The sequence below is a fragment of the Corynebacterium auris genome (assembly GCF_030408575.1).
GTDB lineage: Bacteria > Actinomycetota > Actinomycetes > Mycobacteriales > Mycobacteriaceae > Corynebacterium > Corynebacterium auris.
The window spans coordinates 1,681,910-1,700,693 of the sequence record NZ_CP047047.1 but is presented as its reverse complement, the minus strand read 5'-3'; the positions used below and the strand labels follow the sequence as shown (position 1 = coordinate 1,700,693).

The window sequence follows — 18,784 nt, the reverse complement described above, 5'->3', positions numbered from 1 at the left end:
CGGGTGTTACTCGATACTCACCCGGGCGTTACCCGATACTCACCACACCGTTACTAAACATGTGGTCCTAACATTCGACGTTTGAGTCGTATTTCAGAATTCCATGAAACCATAGAATAAGGGGCGTATACAGCGCGAGGAGATTAGTAGCACACGGAAAGCTGCGCCAATCTGCTATCGAAGTTCAGCTTTCCAATCCTTACTACCGCTTGAGTCGAAATCCCTAATGAACTCTACGATTTGGGCTGCACCGACCTTTTCCAGATGAGAACCATGTCTCACGAAGAAAGTGCCGTCGATTTGAATCGGCTCTTTTATCTTGGGGAACCGCACTGCGACGATATCTTTCCCCTTGTAGTCGAATATCTCCACAATTACGTTTCTTAGCTGTGGCGCATTTGCTTTGCTCGCGAGCTTGCTGAAAGCGTTTTGGATTCTCACTTGGTAGTCCTCGATCGCAAGATTGTGATGATCAAGTTCCCAGCGGATTCCTGGAATATAAAAACCATTGACCCGTATGCAATGATAACCCCGCTCCTCTATACGCGAGGCAACTGCACTATCGTCGGTAACCCCTAAATAAATGGAGCCGGCGCCGCTGGGGTGTGTATTTGCGATAGCAGTGGCGATTTTTGGAAGTTTATCTAGAAGTTTTGAGTTTAATTTCCCATTTTCGAGATTGGTTATCCCCAGCTTCAATTCGAATGCTGACGATTCGGTCTTAGATCGCATTAGGTTTCCCTCGAAATTGAGAAGCCGCAAACTTGTCTCCTCAGCTAATTCTGTGCTCCCCAACGTGAAATACGGTTCGATGTGCGCTGTTACCTGCTTGTAGATACGATCTTTATCTTTGATCGCAAGCGTTCCGCCCCCCTTTGGAACGTCGATCTTAGTCTGATCCCAAAAGTTATCCATCGCGCGAAGGAGTCCTTCGCGGTCAGCGACTACGCTATTTTTGTCAACCGTCTGTTTGTAAAGGGGGACAAAAATTAGCTGGAAATAGCGTCCTGTCAATTTCGAGCGGGTGCCGGGTGAGGTTAAATCTCTCCAGCTTTTACCGCTTTCCTCAAGCAGCTCTTTGATTACTTCAAAAGTGAGCAGGAAATTTGTGACGATTTGTTCGGCGCCGAGATTGACTATCGAATTGGAGATTTGTTGATGCAGCGTATTCGCATTTTTTTCTCTATTGATGCCATAAGACAGGTCGCGTTGCCTCGCCTCGGTAGCCACCTGCCGCGAGCTTAGAACGTCCAACAGTATGTCGAGAATGAGCTCTTCGTCCTTTGATTCGCGAATCGCGTCGACGTCTAAAATGCCGTTCGCTACCCAGAAAATGTTCGAGACAGGGACCCCTCGGCCGTCCGGAGAGCCTTCGGTGATACTTATTTCCCCCATTTTGGAAAGTGGAACTAGGTCGGAGAAGCTGACGTCACCCCTAATCTCGGAAGCTATCCGACGTACTAGCGAGGGTAGCTCGCCCGTCGCCCCGGCTTGTCGGATGTCTTGACGGCTTAGGTGCCTACCAGAAGAGTTTATCCTTCGGAAGACTTCCTCGACTTCACCATCATCACTCGTTGTGTAAATGGAAACAGGAAGTTCGTAATTGAATACATTGCGGCATTCCTCTTCGGAAAGAACCGGGTATCCTTGCTGAATTTCTCCACTGTCCAAGAGAGCCTTGGTGTCACCGAGACGCTTCAAATCGAAGTACTTGCCATCGAGGGGGAATTCGTTTCTAAGAAAGCCTATAATTGCGTTCAGCCTTTGGAGCCCGTCGACGATTTCATATTTGCCGCTTGGATCCTTTGCTAGCAAAATCAGTGGAATCGGTAGCTCGTTCACAATCGAGTTGATTAAATACTCTTTTTCCCTCAGCGTCCAAACTAGTTTCCGCTGGTAATGGCGGTTGACCTCAAACTTGTCATCCAAAAAGTCTCGGAAGATAGACTGTACGGTAGTTCCTTTGACGGAAAGATCGAGGTTATTGGAGGGCATTTTATACGTCGCTTCCTGTCGATTCACTGGCCTAAGGCATAGGCTGCTTTCCTGCCTTAGTTATACTGATGATACAGCATACTACGGTTGTTCAGAAGACCGAAATGGTAGCGGTGTGGTGAGTATCTGGTAGCGCCTGAGTGGGTACCCGGTAGCGGTATCTCACTCAGGCGTTGCCGGTTGTTATGCGTTGGTGGTCAGGCGCATGTTTGGTCCTTCGAGTGTGATGATTTCGGCGCCGGAGACGAGTCGGTTGAGGATTGACTCGGAGATCACGGCGTCGGGGATGGACTTGTACCACTCGTGTGGGGTGAACTGTGAGGTCACAACGGTTGAGACTTTGCGTTCCCGCCCGGCGAGGATATTGAGTAGTTGGTGCGCGGTCGCGGCGTCAACAGGTGTGGTGAGAAAGTCATCCAGGACCAGGACGTCGACGTCGTGGAGTTGCTGGATGAACTTCAGCCGTGTGGGGTTATCGGGTTGGAGGACTGCCAGTTCGGCGGCGAGCATGTCGGTGCGGTAGAACCGTGCGGAGTAGTCGTTGCGGCATGCTGCGGTGATGAGTGCTTGGGCGAGGTAGGTTTTACCAACTGAGGATTTGCCCAGGATGACGATGTTTTGGCCCAGGTGGCACCATTGTCCGTGAGCGAGTCTGCTGACTTGCTCGGGGTTGATGTTGCGGTCAGGCGTGCACACCACGTTTTCAAGGCAAGCATCAAGGTTTGGCGATCGGGATGCTTTAAGCAGTTTGCTGATGCGTCGTTCACGCCTGGCTGCAACTTCTTTATCGAGTGCGTAAAGCACCTTTTGGGAAAACGTCCACGTGTCGAAGGCGGGATCGTTGGCGATATCGATGACGCTTCTGCCGAAGGCAGTCATCCGCAGTGCGGTGAAGTCGGCCAGGACGGATTCGTCAAGGAAGCGATCTGTTGGCGGGGTTGGTGAGGACATGGGTTTTAGTTTCCTTTCTTAGCGAGGTTGTCCATGCTGAACTGGTCTGCACCGCCAAGGAACGCGCCGGTGGTGTCCCGGTCAGCGGCTACAGGCCGGGCGGGTTGGTTGGTTGTGGTGCTGCGCGGGGGCTGGTCAAACCCGCGTGGTCGGGTTGCGTGTTCCTTGCGGACAGCGGCCATCATGTTTCTGACTGCGGTATATGACACTGGTTCGCCCCGGGTTTAATGGAGGGTAGGGATGTGGAAAAGGAGCCCTACACATGCCCTCGAAGTACACTCCTTAAGTTGAAGCAGCGCGCCATCGAACTGGTGCTGCACGCGCAAGCTGACCCTGCTACGTCTCGTGGTGCGATATCCCGCATCGCTGTCGAGCTCGGAATCAGTCAAGGAAACTCTGCGCGGCTGGGTCCGCGCTCATAAACAATCCGGCGCGACAACCCCGGCTGAATCGGTGGATCTTGCAGCAGAAAACCGCAGACTGCGGGCTGAACTGATTGAAGCGAAGCGCGCCAACGAGATTTTGAAAAGAGCATCAGCTTTTTTCGCGGCGGAGTGTGAGCGCCCACACACGTAGTCGTCCGGTTCATCGACGACAACCGGGAGGAATTCGGGGTCGAGCCGATTATTCGCGCCCTTTCAGCAACCAACGCGAGAATCGCCCTGAGCACCTACTACGCCTACAAATCCCGGCCTGAATCATCTCGATCTATCCGCGACCGACAACTACGCAAAGCGTTGCGTGCTATCTACGACGACAACTACTCCTGCTATGGAGCGCGCACACTATGGGCTGAGATCAATCGCCAAGGCGATGTCGGTCACGTCGCCCGGTGCACCGCCTAGCGCCTCATGGCGCTCGAAGGCATCCGTGGTATCCGGCGCCGGAGGAAAAGGCCTTCCACCCGTGAGCGCTGCCCCCGATAACTGCCCGTTCGACCTGGTGAAACGCGACTTTTGTGTCGATGCGCCGAACCGGCTGTGGGTTGCGGACATCACATACATCCCCACGCGTGTCTGAACTGGCCCCCGAAAGTTGGACTGGTTTAATTCTAGGCGGTTAGGGTTTCAAGGGTCTGATCCCGGTATTGCATCGGGGTCAGGCCCTTGAGTCGTTGTTGGAGGCGTTGCGTGTTGTACCACTGGATGTACTCGTCGACCGCGGCGGTGAATTGCTCAATGTTGTCGAAGACTTCTCCGTGGAACATTTCGGTTTTCAGGTGGCCGAAGAAGTTCTCCATGACTGCGTTGTCGTAGCAATTGCCTTTGCGTGACATTGACTGGACTCCATGGTGCTGGCTAATCAGGGTGCGCCAGGATGAGTGCTGGTATTGGAATCCTTGATCGGTGTGGATCATCCAGCCCGGCTCTGGAGCACACGCTTCGATCGCCTGCGCCAACGAGGCCGAGGTCAAGGCTGTGGTTGGCGATGTGGCCACTGTGTGGGCGACGATTACGCGGTCGAACAGGTCCATCACCGGTGAGAGATACACCTTGCGGCCGGCGACCTTGAACTCGGTGACGTCGCTGACGAAAACAGAGTTGGGTTTATCCGGGGTGAAGTTGCGCTCGAGTGTGTTCTCGGCGATGTGACTGGTGGTGCCTGTGTAGGAGATGTAGGGCCTGCGCTGGCGGATCTTGGCTTTCAAGCCCATCTCGCGCATGAGCTTTAAGACAAGTTTGTGGTTGACTATCCAGCCCTGGTTCCGAAGGTCGAGCAGTACCCGCCGGTAGCCGTAGCGGTGTTTGTTGCGCTTAAAACTGTCCCGGATCGCCTGTTTGAGCTCGGCATGTTTATCCGGTGCGGTGAGTCGTTTCTGGTGGTAGAAGAATGTCGAGCGTGCCATGCCGGCCGCATCCAGGAGGTACTCCAAGCGGTGGTGTGACTTGAGGATGACGATCGCCTGGGCTTTTAGGCGTGTCCCTGGTTCCTCAAGTCCCGCAATTTTTTTAAGTAGGCGTTTTCCGCTTCCAGCCGTTCAACCTGGCGGCGAAGCTTTTCTTCCTCAGAAAGCACCTTCGGTTTGCCTGAACCTTTCGGCCTGCCCTTCGGCTTCGGGCGCAGAGCCTCGTCGCCGCCTTTGCGCCACTTCATCACCCAGTCCTTGACGAGTTGGTCGGATGAAAGATTGAACTCTCGGGCAAGATCCATCTTCGACTCACCGGCAAGATGACGTTCCACAACCTCCTTCTTCGTCTCGAAGGAGTAGCGCTGCTTGTTCGGTTTCTCCACGAGACATAGCCTGCCACGCAGTTGGAAACGGCGATAGAGGCAGCGCGCTGCATCCCTCGAGACACCGACAACACGAGCAGCGGCTCTGGAACCCATTCCCTGCTCGAAAAGGTCGACTAACTGCTCACGCTGAACTTCACTCAGCGAACTACGTGCTCTCAAAGAACATGCTCCCCACTAGTTGTTAGCAACTGATTTCTCAGTCCAACTAATGGGGAGCAGTTCAGTCGGGTGGGTGTATGCCTCGTTCGTCCTCGACGCGTATACCCTGCGAGATTGTTGGCTGGCAGATCACCAACCACATGCGAGCATCACTGGCTAAAGACGCACTCGACATGGCCTTGTCAGCGCGCTTGCGCGCCGGTGAAGATGTCTCCGGGCTGATCCATCACTTTAGACAGGGGCGTGCAGTACAGGTCGGTTGTCTACGGAGAGACCTTGGCTCAGTCGCAGGTTATCGCCTCGGTTGGCTCGCGGGGAGACTCCTACGACAACGCGATGGCAGAAGCGCTGAACTCCGTATTCAAAGCTGAACTCATCGACCGAAGGGCCTGGCCGGGGCTGCGAGATGTTCTCGTCGCGACGTCGATATGGGTCGGCTGGTACAACAACCGTCGTGTGCACTCGGCGCTGGGGTACCGCCCACCCCGCCAGGCCCATCAGGAATACACCACCGCGAACACCCAAGCGGCCTAATCGACAACAATAGGACCCTCTACAAAACTCGGGGCTTGACAAAGGCAAAACACTCAGTGGGTTGATCACCGTTGCCTCTGTGGTGCCGAAGACTCGTGGCAGTGCGACGATGCGTCGGGCGTTGTCGTCTAAGACGGTGACGGTGTCATGCGATAGCTCCACCGTGACTTGCCTTCCCGCCCAGGCAGGGCCCACAAGGTAGCGATTGCCGCCGACTGTGACGACCCCGGTCTTATCGGTGCGGCGCACTTCGAAGCGCACCGGGTTAAACCTCACCGACGGGCACGCTTTGAGCGCTTGCTGATCCTGTTGTAATAGCTCCGCGATCGTGGCCGACTTTTTGTAGTGGATCTGGTCGGCAAACGCGGCGCACCCGGAGCTGAGATAGTCGTTTAGCTCCGCCAGGCTGGCTACTTCAGGCACAGGCACACACAGGTTGCGCCGGATGAAGCCGACCGCGTTTTCCACGTTGCCTTTCTCATGGCCCGAGTACGGGTTGCAGTAGCGAGCCTTCGTCCGATAGTGCGCCTGTGAGCGCGGCGAAGAGTTCGGATTCCACCACGGTGGTGACCCAAGCGGCGCCCAATGGCGGTGGCGTTGTCGAAGACCATCTCTCTCGGCACCCCGCCGGCGGTGTCGATGACGTCCAAAAGGCCGGTGATAACGCACTCAGCGGTCTCTCCGGCGAACGCCCTGCAAAACCGCATATTCGAGTACGGAAACGTCACCACCAAAAGGTGCACCACCTTAGCAGTTCCCGCCATAACGACCTCGGCTTGGCCGAAATCGACCTGGATGACCCCAGGTGACCATTCCAACTCCATGAACCCATCCCCTGGGGATGTGTGGTCCTGTTTCCACTGCTTGACGTAGCGCTGAACCGGGGAATACGAGCCGGTATATCCGTGCTCGTCGACGAGGCGGTCGCAAATGCGTCGCGCGGTGTGGCGCTGCTTTCGCGGCATGCGCTGATCATTTTCAAGCCAACCATCAATCACGGCGCACAGCGTCTCACCCAGCACGATCGAGCCGGGTTTACGCACCGTCACCGGCGGGGTGGGGCTGAAATCTTCCTGATTGACGTACTTATCGACCGTGGCCCGCGCCACGTTTACCGCTTTGGCAATCGCTCGTCTGGACATTCCCTCGTCATCGAGCTGCCTGATAGTTTCGATCGTGGTCATGCTGATCGTCATCTACTTTCTGGTCCTTTCCTGAAAAATCCACGTCCCAGACCTCGCGAATAAACGAAGGCGGGACATTTCTCAGGAACAGAAACCTACTGGGGGATGGTTATCGGCATGGCCCTTTCTCTATCCAAAAAAGGGGCCACACCAGTCACAGCCACATGGAGAAGTGGCCTAATTTTGCGCGCTGAAACGGACCAAAACAGGCCGCCAACACGGCCTACTTCCCAAGCCGAGCCGGACCAACTACATCAGATCAGACACAGCATTCGGGCTGGGCGGCGCGTGCGCGCTCGTTGACACAGATGGTCACGCCGTCCTCGACGGTGTAGTGCTCGCAGCGCAACGCGGCGTCCTGGTTGTTGAAGGCGTGGCTGGCGTGGGCGGCAGGCGCGGCCGCCGCGGCGGCTGCGAGAAGGGCGGCGGGAATGACGGTGGATCGGCGCATGAGGTCCTCCTGCGTAGACGTGGTGAGTTGGGTGCGCTGGCTAGTGTAATAAGTTGTGTGATGAATATGAGGAAAGTATCAGTTAGTCGTTTCTTTTGTGCGGCCAGTGGGTGAGGACGGCCGCGAGCCGGCGCGGCACCCGAGTTCGGTAACGTCAGGGGACACGCGCCGCGCTGAGGCGGAGCGAAACTGGTTCTGTACCTCCGTGCCACCGAGGCACACAGAGGCGCACAGAGACGCGAAAAGGCGCACGGGCGAGAACGCCCGGGACGGGGAATGCCCGGATGTTTCTCGCCCGCGCGCCCTGGGGGCGTCGCCAAGCTAGACCTCGTAGTGCATCGGGGAACCGGGGCCGAGAGGGATGCCCAGGAAGTACCAGATGACGAAGAAGATGAACCAGCCGATGACCATGGTCAGCGAGTAGGGCAGGGCGAGTGACATGAGGGTGCCCACGCCCGCCTTCTTGTAGTAGCGCTGCAGGAAGGTCAGGGCCACAGCAAAGTAGGGCGACATCGGGGTGATGATGTTGGTGGGGGAGTCACCAATGCGGAAGAGCATCTGGGTGACCTCGGGGGCGATGCCGACGTACATCATCATGGGCACGACCACCGGCGCCATGAGCGCCCACTGGGCGGAGCCGGAGGTCAGGAACAGGTTGATCAGCGCAACCATGAGCACGAAGCCGGCGAAGAGCAAGACAACCGGCAGGTCCCAACGCTGCAGAAGCTCCGAGCCGCGGATCGCAATCCACGTGCCCAGGTTCGACCACTCGAACCAGGCAAGGAACTGGGAGACGGCGAAAAAGAGCACCAGCATGGGCAACAGGGTCTTCAGACCGGTCGCCATCATGTCCGGGATGTCGCCGGCGCTCGAGATCGTCTTGGCAATGAGGCCGTAGGTCAGGCCGCACAGGAAGAAGCCCAGCGCGATGGGCACAGCGATGTCCGTGATCAGCGGGGACTCCATGAAGCCCTCCTCCGGCGTCGACAGCGGCGAGGCCGGGACGAACAAGAGCAGGAAGAACACCGCGAGGAAAGCGAGGAACACCAGGCCGGTGGCTTTGAGCGCCTTGGACTCGGTGGGGGAAAGCTCGAGCTGGTCGTCGTCGGCGTCGTCTGGGCTATCGCTCTCGGTGGCGTTGGAGAAGGAGAGCTCGTCTTCGTCGATCGCGTCGTGGTCGACGATCTGGCGGGCCTTCTTATCCACGAAGAACTCGGTGATCGCGGTGATCAGCAGAGACAAAACGATCGCCGAGGGGATGACGAAGAAGATGTTCGCTAGGGGGGAGACGGTGTATTCCTCGTCGACAAGCTGGGCGGCGGAGGTGGAAATGCCGGCGAGCAGCAGGTCCGTGATGTTGAGGATGAGGGAGGCGTTGAAGCCCGCCGAGCTGGCGGCGAAGGCTACCATCGCGCCGACGATGGGGGAGCGGCCGACGGCGTAGAAGGCCATCGCACCCAGCGGGATGATGATGACGTAGATGGCGTCGGAGGCCACGGAGCCGGTCACGCCGGCAAGGGCGACCATGAAGGTGAGGATTTTCGGGCTGACCTTTGCCACCATGGCGCGGACCAGAGCTGACAGCATCCCGGTTTGTTCGGCGACTGCGACGCCGAGCATGACGGAGAGGATGACGCCGAGCGGCGGGAAGGAGATGAAGTTCTCCACCGCGTCCGTCACCATGCGGGAGATGTTGTCGGCGGTGAGCAGGGACTCGACCTCGACGGTCTCGCCCGAGCTCGGGTCTTCAGCGGACATGCCGGCGAGCGAGCCGATCCAGGAAACGACCGCGACGACGGCCGCGAGGATGACGAAAAGCCAGAACGGGTTCGGTAGTTTGTTGCCGATCTTTTCAACGGCCCCGAGGAAACCCGTGGAGTTGTTCTGCTCCTCCGTGCTGTCTTCCGGGGGACGGGTAGACGTGGATTCGGCCATAGTCTCTTTCCTAATCGTCGATCTCAAGCCCTTGACCGCCCGAAACGCGAAGGAATCGCGCGGGCGGCGCGCGTATTGTTGACTTTTACCCTAGATATCTTAAAGGCCTTATGGGCGATGCGGCGGTATGTTCGGAAAATCGGCCGCGCTGCCGTGAGTACACTCGCCGCGGTGGAGACGACCGAGATGACCTACCGCGTACTCGAACTCATCGGTGTTTACCTGACCAGCCTTGTCGCGGGCACCGTCGCGCGGAGGATGAACTTCGACATAGTTGGTTTCGCCCTTCTGGCCCTCATTTCTTCGCTCGCGGGAGGGGCGGCGCGCGACGTTCTCATCGATACGGGCCAGGTCGCGGCGCTGGCGAACCCCGAGTACATCTGGGTAGCGCTGGCGGGCGCCGCCACGGCCTTCGTCACCCGGCTCCGCGGGCTGGCGTGGACGATGTTTCAGTACCACGCGGACATGGCCACCGTCGGCGTGTGGGCCGTAACGGGCTCCTCGAAGGCGCTGCTCGCCGGGGTCTCCCCGCTGGGTTGCGTGCTCATGGGGCTGCTCACGGCGACAGGCGGCACAGTAGTGCGCGACATCATGATCGGGCGCGTCCCGGCTCTGCTGAAGAACCAGCAGGTCATGGCCATCCCCGCCGTCGTCGCGTCCGTGCTCACGGTGGTCGGCTTCCGGCTTGGCCAGTACGACCTCGCGATGATCGGCAGCCCGATTATCGCGTTCGCCATCGCCATCCTGATCTACTGGGCGGGCTGGTACGTCCCCACCCGCCAGGATTTCGCCCCCGTCAACGACATCGCTCGGCGCGTGCGGCGTTCGTTCAGCGGCGCGGAGAACTCGGCGCGCCGCGTCGCCCGCGACGTCGAGCCGGGCCGGGTCCGGCGGTGGCGCCACAACAAAATGCGCCAGGCCGAAGAACACGACGAGGGCGCCAGCTAGCATCGGCAGCATGGACCTGAATCCCCACCTCAGCGCGTGGCCCACCGAGAACGTCTCCGCCGCGCTCGTCGGCCAGACCGAGGCGAGCTACGGCAACGAAGCCCGCGTCTACGAGCTCGCCAGCGTGACTAAGCTGCTCTCCGCCTACGCCGTCCTCCTCGCGGTCGAGGAGGGGGCATTTTCGCTTGACGACGCCCTCGGCCCGCGCCCCTCCACCATCCGCCACCTTTTGGCCCACGCCAGCGGCGTCGGCTTCGACAGCCGCGAGCCCCAGAAGCCGGTGGGGGAGCGGCGCATCTACTCCTCGGCCGGCTTCGAGATCCTCGCCGAGCACCTCGAGGGGGAAACGGGCATGGCCTTCGGCGAGTACGCCCGCGAGGGGATCTTCGCCCCGCTGGGGATGGACACCGCGGAGATTTATGGTTCGGCCGGCCACGGAGGCCGGGCGTCGTTAAGCGATATGCGTGCCTTCGCCGCCGAGCTTGTGCGGCCTAGCCTCCTGGCGGAGGAAACCGTGCGGGAGGCGATGAGCGTCCAGTTCGGCGAGCTGCGCGGGGTGGTGCCCGGCTACGGGATGCACAAGCCCTGCCCGTGGGGGCTCGGCTTCGAGGTCAGGGGCGAGAAGTCGCCGCACTGGACCGGCGGGAATATGCCCGCGGCAACCGTCGGCCACTTCGGCATGTCGGGCACCTACCTGTGGGTGGTGCCCTCCTGGGTGGACGACGCGCGCGCCGGCACCGCCATGGTGGCGCTGACGGACCGGGAGTTCGGCGACTGGGCGAAGCCGTTGTGGCAGGAGACGAACGCGGAGATCTTCGAGGCGCTCTAGGTCGAAGGCGGGTTGTACTATCCAGCTATGACAACGATCCCCGCCGCAGGCGAAAAGCTGCCCCTGCGCCAGGTGTGGCCGCTCATGCTGGCCCTGCTTTCCGCCGTCTTCGCGTTCCAGCTCAACGCCTCCATGCTCGCCCCCGCGCTTGCCACGATGGAGCTCGAGCTGGACGCCACCACTGCCGAGATCGGCCTGACGCAGACGGCGTTTTTCACAGCCGCGGCGCTGTTTTCCCTGTTCATGCCGCGCTGGGGGGATCTGGTGGGCCGGCGCAAGGTGCTGGTGGGCATGATGGCGCTCACTGCGGTCGGCTCGGTCGTGGCCGCGCTGGCGCCGAACGTCACGGTCCTGTTCGTTGGCCGCGTCATCCAGGGCGTGTCCGGGCCCACCGTCGCGCTGACCTCGGTGATGCTGCGGCAGGCTGTTCGCGAGGAGAAGCAGTTTGCGCTACTCATCGGCGTGCTCACCTCTATCAATGGCGGCATCGCAGGGCTCGACGCCCTCCTCGGCGGCTGGCTCACCGACGCCTTCGGCTTCCGGGCGGTGTTCTGGTTCATCGGGGCGGTGGCTCTTCTCGCGGCCGTGTGCACGCGCTTCGGGCTGGCGGAAAACAGCGCGGAAACGACCCAGCCGATGGACTGGAAGGGCGTGGTGCCGCTCGTCGTGGCCATCGGCGTCATCCTCACGGCGCTCAACGAGGCCGGCCAGCTCCAGGCGGCGAACTGGTTCCTCGTCGCGGTCCTCGTGCTCGTCGGTGCGGCGGCGCTTGTGGTCTTCTGGCGCGTCGAGGCCGCCAGCGCCCACCCGCTCGTCTCCACCGCTCTTCTTCGGCAGCGCCGCACCTGGGGCCTTTTGTGCACGACGACTCTGACCATGACCGGCATCTTCGCGGTGATGAACGGGCTTGTTCCCAACCTCGCGCAGGACGCGGTCAACGGCCCGGGCCTGTCCGCGGCAGAGGTGTCGTGGTGGACGCTGACCCCCTACGCGCTCGCCGGCCTCGTCTTCGGGCCGCTCTCCGGCTACCTGGCGGGGCGCATCGGGTACACGGCCATGCTGAAGATCGGTATCGCCGGGGCCGTGGTGTCCGTGCTGTTCGGCATCCTCGTGGTGGATAACCCAACGCCAGCGTTGCTGCTGGCCGTCTCCCTCGCAGCCGGCGTGACCTACGCCGGCATCGCCAACATCATGCTCGGCTCGCTCGGCGTCGTGCTCGCCCCGAAGGCCAACCAGGGCTACCTGCCCGGCATGAACGCCGGGGCGTTCAACCTCGGCGCGGGAATCTCGTTTACCGTCATCTTCGCCGCCGCGACGACCTTCCAGGCCGCCGACGGCGGCTACCGCGCGGGTATGGTGACCGGCCTGGTTCTGCTCCTCGGCGCCTTCGCCGCGTCCTTTATCATCCCGCGTCCGGAGACTATCCCCGACACCCTCGCCGCCGAGGGGCGCTAAGCACATGCACCACGTCATCATTGACTGCGATCCCGGCCACGACGACGCCGTCGCCCTTCTGCTCGCCGCGGGCCACCCCGCCATCGACCTGCTCGGGGTGACCACCGTCGGCGGCAACCACACCCTGGAGAAGGTCACGCGCAACGCGAGCCAGGTGCTCACCATCGCGGGGCGTAGCGACGCCCCCCTCCACGCCGGGGCCACCCGCCCCCTTCTGCGGGCCCCCGAAACTGCGGAGGCCATCCACGGCGACACCGGAATGACCGTGCCCGGCTACGCACTGCCCGAGCCGGCCGTGCCGGTGCGCGAGGGACATGCGGTGGACTTCATCATCGAGACGATCATGTCGCGCGAGCCCGGCACGGTCACGCTCGTTCCCACCGGGCCGCTGACGAACATCGCGCTGGCGGTGCGGCTGGAGCCGCGCATCGTCGGGCGGGTGCGCGAGGTCGTGCTTATGGGCGGCGCCTACGGCACCGGAAACCGGACGGCGTCCGCCGAGTTCAACATCGCCGCCGACCCCGAGGCCGCGCAGATCGTTTTCCGCGAGGAATGGCCGGTGACCATGATCGGGCTGGACCTGACGCACCAGGCGCTGGCCACGCCCGAGGTGGAAAAGCGCTTTGCCGCCCTCGGCACCGCCGCGGGGGACTTCCTCGTGGCGCTCATCGGGGCGTTTCGGGCCAACTACCGCGACGCGCAGGGTTTTACCGACCCGCCGGTGCACGACCCGTGCTGCCTGGCGTACCTCATCGACCCCGCGGTGGTGAACACCGTGCGGGTCCCCGTGGACGTCGAAACGCGCGGCGACCTCACCGCGGGCCGCACTGTCGCCGACCTCCGCGCACCCGCGCCCGCGGACTGCCACACACAGGTGGCCACGACGCTCGACGCCGCGCGCTTCTGGGACCTCGTCGTTGAGGCCGTTCGCGCGCTGGGGGAGTAACCTCCGCTGCATGCTCGCCCTGCTCGTCGCCATCACCGTCGGCGCTATCATCCCCATCCAGTCCGCCGCGAACACGCGGCTGAGGCTGAGCGTAGGCGACAAGCCGCTGGTCTCCGCGTTGATTTCCTTCAGCCTGGCGCTGGCCGTGAGCATCGTGGCCACGACGGCGCTGCAGGGCAACCCCATCCCGGATCTCGCCGCGGCCTCCGGCGCCGGCTGGTGGGTCTGGCTCGGCGGCGTGATGGGGGTGTGCTTCATCGTGGGCAACATCCTGCTCTTCCCGCGCATCGGCGCCGTGCAGACGATGGTTTTGCCCATCCTCGGCCAGCTCGTGATGGGGCTCCTCGTGGACCGGTTCGGCCTGTTCGGCGCCCCGGTCCACGAGGTCGGGCCTGGCCGCCTCCTCGGCGCGCTCGTGGTCTTATCCGGCATCGCGCTCGTGCTGAACCTCGGGCGCAATCACAGCCCCGACCGCGAGCAGGCCGCGGGCCCGGAGGTGTGGGCCTGGCGCGCGGTCGGCGTGGCTATCGGCATGGGGTCTGCGACGCAAACAACGGTCAACGGTGTCCTGGGCACCATGGTCGGTTCCTCCCTGCACGCCGCCGAGGTCAACCTGTTCATCGGGGCGGCGCTCCTGCTCCTTATCGCGCTGCTCACGAGCCCGCGTCAGCTCGTGCGCCGCCCGTCGCCCGGGCCGTGGTGGATGTGGCTCGGCGGCGTCGTCGGGGCCACCTTCGTCATCGCGGGGGCGACGCTGGCGCCGATCCTGGGCACCGCGACCACCGTCATCGGCTTGAACGCCGGCACGATCCTCGGCGGGCAGGTCATGGAGTCCGTCGGCGCGTTCGGAGCGCGCAAGCGCCCCCTGGACGCCCGGCGCGTGGCGGGCCTGGTGCTGGTGTTCGTCGGGGTGCTGATGGTGCGGCTGCTGTAGGGCGCTGCCCGCGGGGGTCCCTCAACCTCAACCCGAACTTGATTAAACAGGGGGATCAAGTGCGGCTTGAGGGTTGTCGCTGTGGTGTGAGTGAAGCAAGATCGTCTACGAGTCAAGCAACGCTCACTGAGGTCGTTGGGGAAGACGAACCTCGTCTCGCACCGCGCTCGCCCGAGCCGCCCGGCTAGTCACCGGGGAGGGCCGAAGGCAAGCGCGGCGCGCCGCGTACTGATACATCAGGAAGGTCCCCGCATGACAACAACCCTGGCCGCCCCCGCCACCGTCACGGCTGTGTTCAGCGTCGATGGCATGCCCGCTGGCGCGCGGTGGGACGTCGAGAAGCTCTTGTGTTCCCTGCCTGCGGCTCCCGTCGTTGAGCCGCTGATCGACGAGTGGGACACCGCGTGGTGCACCCGCTGGCGGCGCACGCCCGAGGGCTACTCCTGCAGCGAGGTTCTCCACGCCCCGCAGGCGGAGCTGCGCGAGTTCGAGCGGGCGCTCAACGTATTAGCAGGCGAGCATGGGTTCGTGGCGAGCGTTGAAATGCGTCCCTACGATGGGGAGCATGTCTGATAGCTACCGCGTTCAAAACCCTGTAAACAACCAGGTCATTGAGACCTTCGACTTCATTACCGACGAGCAGCTTGAAACCGCGCTCGCCACCGCCCACGAGGCGTTCGGCTCTTGGCGCGACGAAAGCTACGAAAGCCGCGGCGAGGTTCTGCGCAAGGTCGCCTCGCTTTTCGACGCCAACCGCGACCGCCTCGCCGCCATCATCACCCAGGAGATGGGCAAGCCCCTGAACCAGAGCCAGTCCGAGATCGACGACGTCGTGGACATCTTCACCTACTACGCCGACCACGGCGCGGAACTGGGCGCTGACGAGCCCATCGACCACGAGGGGGGCGACGCCGTCCTGCGCCGCGTGCCGCTCGGCGTCATCGTCGGCGTCATGCCGTGGAACTTCCCCTACTACCAGGTTGCGCGCTTCGCCGCGCCGAACATCATGGCGGGCAACACCGTGCTGCTCAAGCACGCCGAGATTTGCCCGCGCTCCTCCCAGGCCATCCAGGAGATCTTCGAGGAGGCGGGCGCCCCGCAGGGCGTGTTCACCAATATTTACGCAGACCACGACCAGATTGCGACCCTCATCGCCGATAAGCGCGTGCAGGGCGTCAGCCTCACCGGATCCGAGCGCGCCGGGCGCGCCGTCGCGGCCACCGCCGGCGAGAACCTGAAGAAGGCCGTCCTCGAGCTCGGCGGTACCGACGCCTACATCGTCCTCGACGCCGCGGACATCGAGGAGGCAGCTCAGACCGCCTGGAAGAAGCGCATCGCCAACACCGGCCAGGCCTGCACCTCCAACAAGCGCATCATCGTCATGGACGACATCTACGACGACTTCGTCGCCGCCATGGTCCGCATCGCGGAGTCCTTCACCGAGGGCGACCCGACCAACCCGGGCAAGGGCCAGTACTACCCGCTGTCCTCCCGCGGGGCTGCGGAGAAGCTCGACCAGCAGGTCAAGGATGCCGTCGCAGCCGGGGCCACCCTGCACACCGGCGGCGAGCTGACCGGCGAGGGCGCGTACTTCACCCCCGCCGTGCTCACCGACGTGCCGGTCGGCTCCGAGTCCTTCTACGAGGAGTTCTTCGGCCCCGTCGCCGAGATCTACAAAGTCAGCTCCGACGAGGAAGCCATCGCGCTGGCCAACGACTCGGAGTACGGCCTCGGCGGCGCCGTCTTCTCCTCCGACGTCGAGCGCGCCCGCCGCGTGGCTAACCGCGTCGAGACGGGCATGATCCACATCAACATCCCGCAGGCGGGCGGCGCCGAGCTGCCCTTCGGCGGCGTCAAAAACTCGGGCTTCGGCCGCGAGCTAGGCCCCTTGGGGATGGACGAGTTCGTGAACAAGCAGCGCTTCTACGTGGCGGAGTAGCTGGCCCCGCGACACACCCCCGGTGCTGGCGGCCGCTCTGCTGCTCAGCCCGGGGGTGTGCGGCGCCCTCGTTGCATACGTGCTCGCCTACGTGGTCGCCGCGGCGGTGAAACGTACAGGCGGTGTAGTGCTGCGCGCGGCGATCCTGGCCCTGCCCCCGGCGATGTTGGTGGTGGCTGCTGTGCTGCAGGTCGGGGCCGTCCACCGTGTCCTACTTTGGGCCGTCGCGGGTTACGCGCTCGCGTGCGCCGTGCTCGGTGTCATGGAGTCGCTGCTTAGACTCCGCAGCACCTGAACGTAAACGCCTGTATCGCGGCATCGGGTGTGGCAACATTCGGTTATGAGACCCATGTCACGCCCCCTCCTCGTTCCGGTCGCCGCTGCGGGCCTCGCGCTCTCCGCCTGTGCGCCCGCCTCCGAGACGCCAGCCCTCTCCACCCCCGAAGCGTCGGATGTCAGCACGCTCGACGTCTCCAACTGCGAACCCGCTGACGGTGTGTCCGGCCACGTCGCCGGCGAGGAGACCACCGGCCAGGCGGGCGAGCGTGACATCGGCGTGGCGCCCGAGATCGGAACCGGGTTTCGCAGCGGGATGCAGGAGGTCCGGGCCCAGAACTTCGCCGTGACCACAGCGAACCCCGTGGCCACGAAAGCCGCCTGCGAGGTGCTGCGCGGCGGCGGCAACGCGGCCGACGCGGTGGTGACAGCCCAGTTCGTGCTGGGGCTGGTTGAGCCGCAGTCCTCGGGGATCGGCGGGGGAGGCTACATTCTCTACAGCGACGCGGCCTCGGGGCGTCGAGTAGCGATCGATGGCCGTGAGGTCGCCCCGCTCGCCGCCGACGAGAACTACCTCATCCACGTTTCCGATGCCGACCCGACGCCCCCGCTTCCCGACGCCCGCAGCTCCGGCCGTTCCATCGGAGTGCCGGGCATCGTCGCGGCGCTCGCCGAGCTGCACAGACAGTTCGGCTCGGACGACTGGGCCGCCGACATCCAACCGGCGATCAACCTGGCGCAGCAGGGCTTCGAGGTTTCCCCGCGCTTGGCGGCCTCGATCGAAGACTCTGCAGCGCAGCTCGCGGCCAGCCCGAACGCCGCCACCTATTTCCTCGACGCCGACGGCCAGCCCCTCGCGGCGGGGACGAGGCTGACAAACCCTGAGTATGCAGCAACGCTCGCCGCGATCGCCGAGGACGCGAACAACTTCTACACCGGAGCCATCGCGGCCGACATCGCCTCCGAGGCGACCCGCGCCGGGGAGGGGCTCACCCCCTCGCTCATGACCACCGCGGACATCGCCGGGTACACGCCCGAGGTACGCGAGGCGCTCTGCGTGCCGTACAAGGGCCGTGAGGTGTGCGGAATGCCGCCCTCGTCGAGCGGAGGCGTGGCCGTGCTGGAAACGCTGCGGCTGCTCGAAGGCTATGATCTCGCGCAATACGCCCCCGACAACCCCGGCCCGGACGGGGCGCTGTCGGACGTGGAGGCGATCCACCTCGTCGCCGAGGCCGAGCGCCTGGCCTACGCCGACCGCGACGCCTACGTCGCCGACCCCGCGTTCGTATCCATTCCGGGTGGGTCCGGCGCCCTGCTCGCCGATTCCTACACCTCCCAGCGCGCCGGGCTGATCGACCCCGCAAGGTCGTTGGGTACGGCCACCCCCGGCGTGCTCGAGCAGCCGGTCGGCGTAGGTGCCGACCTCCCAGAGCACGGAACCACCCACGTCAACGTCATCGACGCGCAGGGCAACGCCGCCTCCTTCACCTCAAGCGTTGAGGCGGCCTTCGGCTCTTTCCATTTCACGCGCGGCTTCGTGCTCAACAACCAGCTCACCGACTTCTCCGCCGAGCCCCTCGACGCATCCGGCCAACCCGCCGCGAACCGCGTCGAACCCGCCAAACGCCCGCGCTCCTCGATGGCGCCCTTCCTTGTCTTCGGCCCGGACGGGGCGGTGGAGATGGCGCTCGGCTCGCCGGGAGGATCGCTGATCATCCAGTACGTGCTGAAGACCTTCCTGGGCATCACGGAGTGGGGCCTCAACCCGCAGCAGGCCGTCTCCGCGCCCAACTTCGGCGCCCGCAACACCCCGCAAACAGGCATCGGTGGCGAGCACCCGCTGGTCAAGGACGGCGGCGCGGCCGGAGTAGTCGACGAGCTATCCGCGCTGGGCCACGAGGTCGTCACCGACGAAATGGTCAGCGGGCTGTCCGTCCTGATGCGGCGTGACGGCGGCATCGTCGGCGGCGCCGACCCGCGGCGCGAGGGGATTGTGCTGGGAGGGTGAGGGGG

Annotated in this window: 16 protein-coding genes, 2 pseudogenes and 1 other annotated feature; of the genes and pseudogenes, 11 read left to right on the top strand and 7 right to left on the bottom strand. The window is 63.0% G+C overall.

Going from position 1 to position 18,784, the window contains the following annotated elements; genetic code table 11:
• Positions 1–174: 174 nt before the first annotated feature.
• Positions 175–1,995, bottom strand: a complete 1,821-nt coding sequence (locus tag CAURIS_RS08090) for a DUF262 domain-containing protein (protein ID WP_290341546.1) — start codon at positions 1,993–1,995, stop codon at positions 175–177.
• Positions 1,996–2,178: 183 nt separating this feature from the next.
• The gene (locus tag CAURIS_RS08085) at positions 2,179–2,946 is read right to left on the bottom strand and encodes an ATP-binding protein (protein WP_290341545.1); all 768 of its coding nucleotides are present in this window, start codon (positions 2,944–2,946) and stop codon (positions 2,179–2,181) included.
• Positions 2,947–3,482: 536 nt separating this feature from the next.
• Positions 3,483–3,611: a sequence feature (AL1L pseudoknot), on the top strand.
• A 72-nt stretch (positions 3,612–3,683) separates the two neighbouring features.
• On the opposite strand from CAURIS_RS08085, the gene CAURIS_RS11620 reads away from it, so the two are divergent.
• Positions 3,684–3,791 (top strand): helix-turn-helix domain-containing protein, encoded by a 108-nt coding sequence (locus CAURIS_RS11620; protein WP_353959228.1) that lies wholly within the window; start codon positions 3,684–3,686, stop codon positions 3,789–3,791.
• A 206-nt stretch (positions 3,792–3,997) separates the two neighbouring features.
• On the opposite strand, the pseudogene CAURIS_RS08080 reads toward CAURIS_RS11620, so the two are convergent.
• A pseudogene (locus tag CAURIS_RS08080) lies at positions 3,998–5,258 on the bottom strand (IS3 family transposase).
• 418 nt (positions 5,259–5,676) lie between these two features.
• Here CAURIS_RS08080 and CAURIS_RS11615 point away from each other — a divergent pair.
• Positions 5,677–5,874, top strand: a complete 198-nt coding sequence (locus CAURIS_RS11615; RefSeq protein WP_353959262.1) for an integrase core domain-containing protein — start codon at positions 5,677–5,679, stop codon at positions 5,872–5,874.
• A 138-nt stretch (positions 5,875–6,012) separates the two neighbouring features.
• Here the strand turns inward: CAURIS_RS11615 and CAURIS_RS11700 are convergent.
• The 4 genes and pseudogenes from CAURIS_RS11700 to CAURIS_RS08060 form a co-directional block, all read right to left on the bottom strand.
• A pseudogene (locus CAURIS_RS11700) lies at positions 6,013–6,123 on the bottom strand (Mu transposase domain-containing protein); the annotation flags it as partial.
• Between the two features lie 161 nt (positions 6,124–6,284).
• Positions 6,285–7,070: an IS21 family transposase gene (istA, locus tag CAURIS_RS08070; RefSeq protein ID WP_290341542.1), complete on the bottom strand. Its 786-nt coding sequence runs from the start codon at positions 7,068–7,070 to the stop codon at positions 6,285–6,287.
• Between the two features lie 247 nt (positions 7,071–7,317).
• Positions 7,318–7,509: a hypothetical protein gene (locus CAURIS_RS08065; RefSeq protein WP_290341541.1), complete on the bottom strand. Its 192-nt coding sequence runs from the start codon at positions 7,507–7,509 to the stop codon at positions 7,318–7,320.
• A 321-nt stretch (positions 7,510–7,830) separates the two neighbouring features.
• Entirely contained in the window at positions 7,831–9,444 is a 1,614-nt protein-coding gene (locus CAURIS_RS08060) for an AbgT family transporter (protein ID WP_290341540.1), read from the bottom strand.
• A gap of 153 nt (positions 9,445–9,597) precedes the next feature.
• Here CAURIS_RS08060 and CAURIS_RS08055 point away from each other — a divergent pair, with 153 nt between their 5' ends.
• The 9 genes from CAURIS_RS08055 to CAURIS_RS08015 all read left to right on the top strand — a co-directional run bounded on the left by CAURIS_RS08055 (position 9,598) and on the right by CAURIS_RS08015 (position 18,779).
• Positions 9,598–10,392 (top strand): TRIC cation channel family protein, encoded by a 795-nt coding sequence (locus CAURIS_RS08055; RefSeq protein WP_290341539.1) that lies wholly within the window; start codon positions 9,598–9,600, stop codon positions 10,390–10,392.
• A 10-nt stretch (positions 10,393–10,402) separates the two neighbouring features.
• Positions 10,403–11,221, top strand: a complete 819-nt coding sequence (locus CAURIS_RS08050) for a serine hydrolase domain-containing protein (protein ID WP_290341538.1) — start codon at positions 10,403–10,405, stop codon at positions 11,219–11,221.
• A gap of 27 nt (positions 11,222–11,248) precedes the next feature.
• The gene (gene uriT, locus CAURIS_RS08045) at positions 11,249–12,676 is read left to right on the top strand and encodes a uridine transporter UriT (RefSeq protein WP_290341537.1); all 1,428 of its coding nucleotides are present in this window, start codon (positions 11,249–11,251) and stop codon (positions 12,674–12,676) included.
• Positions 12,677–12,680: 4 nt separating this feature from the next.
• Positions 12,681–13,622, top strand: coding sequence for a uridine-preferring nucleoside hydrolase UriH (gene uriH / locus CAURIS_RS08040; protein WP_290341535.1), 942 nt, complete (start codon positions 12,681–12,683; stop codon positions 13,620–13,622).
• A gap of 10 nt (positions 13,623–13,632) precedes the next feature.
• Positions 13,633–14,556 (top strand): DMT family transporter, encoded by a 924-nt coding sequence (locus tag CAURIS_RS08035; RefSeq protein ID WP_290341534.1) that lies wholly within the window; start codon positions 13,633–13,635, stop codon positions 14,554–14,556.
• 252 nt (positions 14,557–14,808) lie between these two features.
• Positions 14,809–15,129: a hypothetical protein gene (locus tag CAURIS_RS08030; RefSeq protein ID WP_290341533.1), complete on the top strand. Its 321-nt coding sequence runs from the start codon at positions 14,809–14,811 to the stop codon at positions 15,127–15,129.
• Positions 15,122–16,495, top strand: coding sequence for an NAD-dependent succinate-semialdehyde dehydrogenase (locus CAURIS_RS08025; protein ID WP_290341531.1), 1,374 nt, complete (start codon positions 15,122–15,124; stop codon positions 16,493–16,495). Before CAURIS_RS08030 ends, CAURIS_RS08025 begins: the two co-directional genes overlap by 8 nt.
• Positions 16,496–16,601: 106 nt before the next feature.
• Entirely contained in the window at positions 16,602–16,790 is a 189-nt protein-coding gene (locus CAURIS_RS08020; protein WP_290341530.1) for a hypothetical protein, read from the top strand.
• Between the two features lie 54 nt (positions 16,791–16,844).
• Positions 16,845–18,779 (top strand): gamma-glutamyltransferase family protein, encoded by a 1,935-nt coding sequence (locus tag CAURIS_RS08015; protein ID WP_290341529.1) that lies wholly within the window; start codon positions 16,845–16,847, stop codon positions 18,777–18,779.
• Positions 18,780–18,784: the final 5 nt, after the last annotated feature.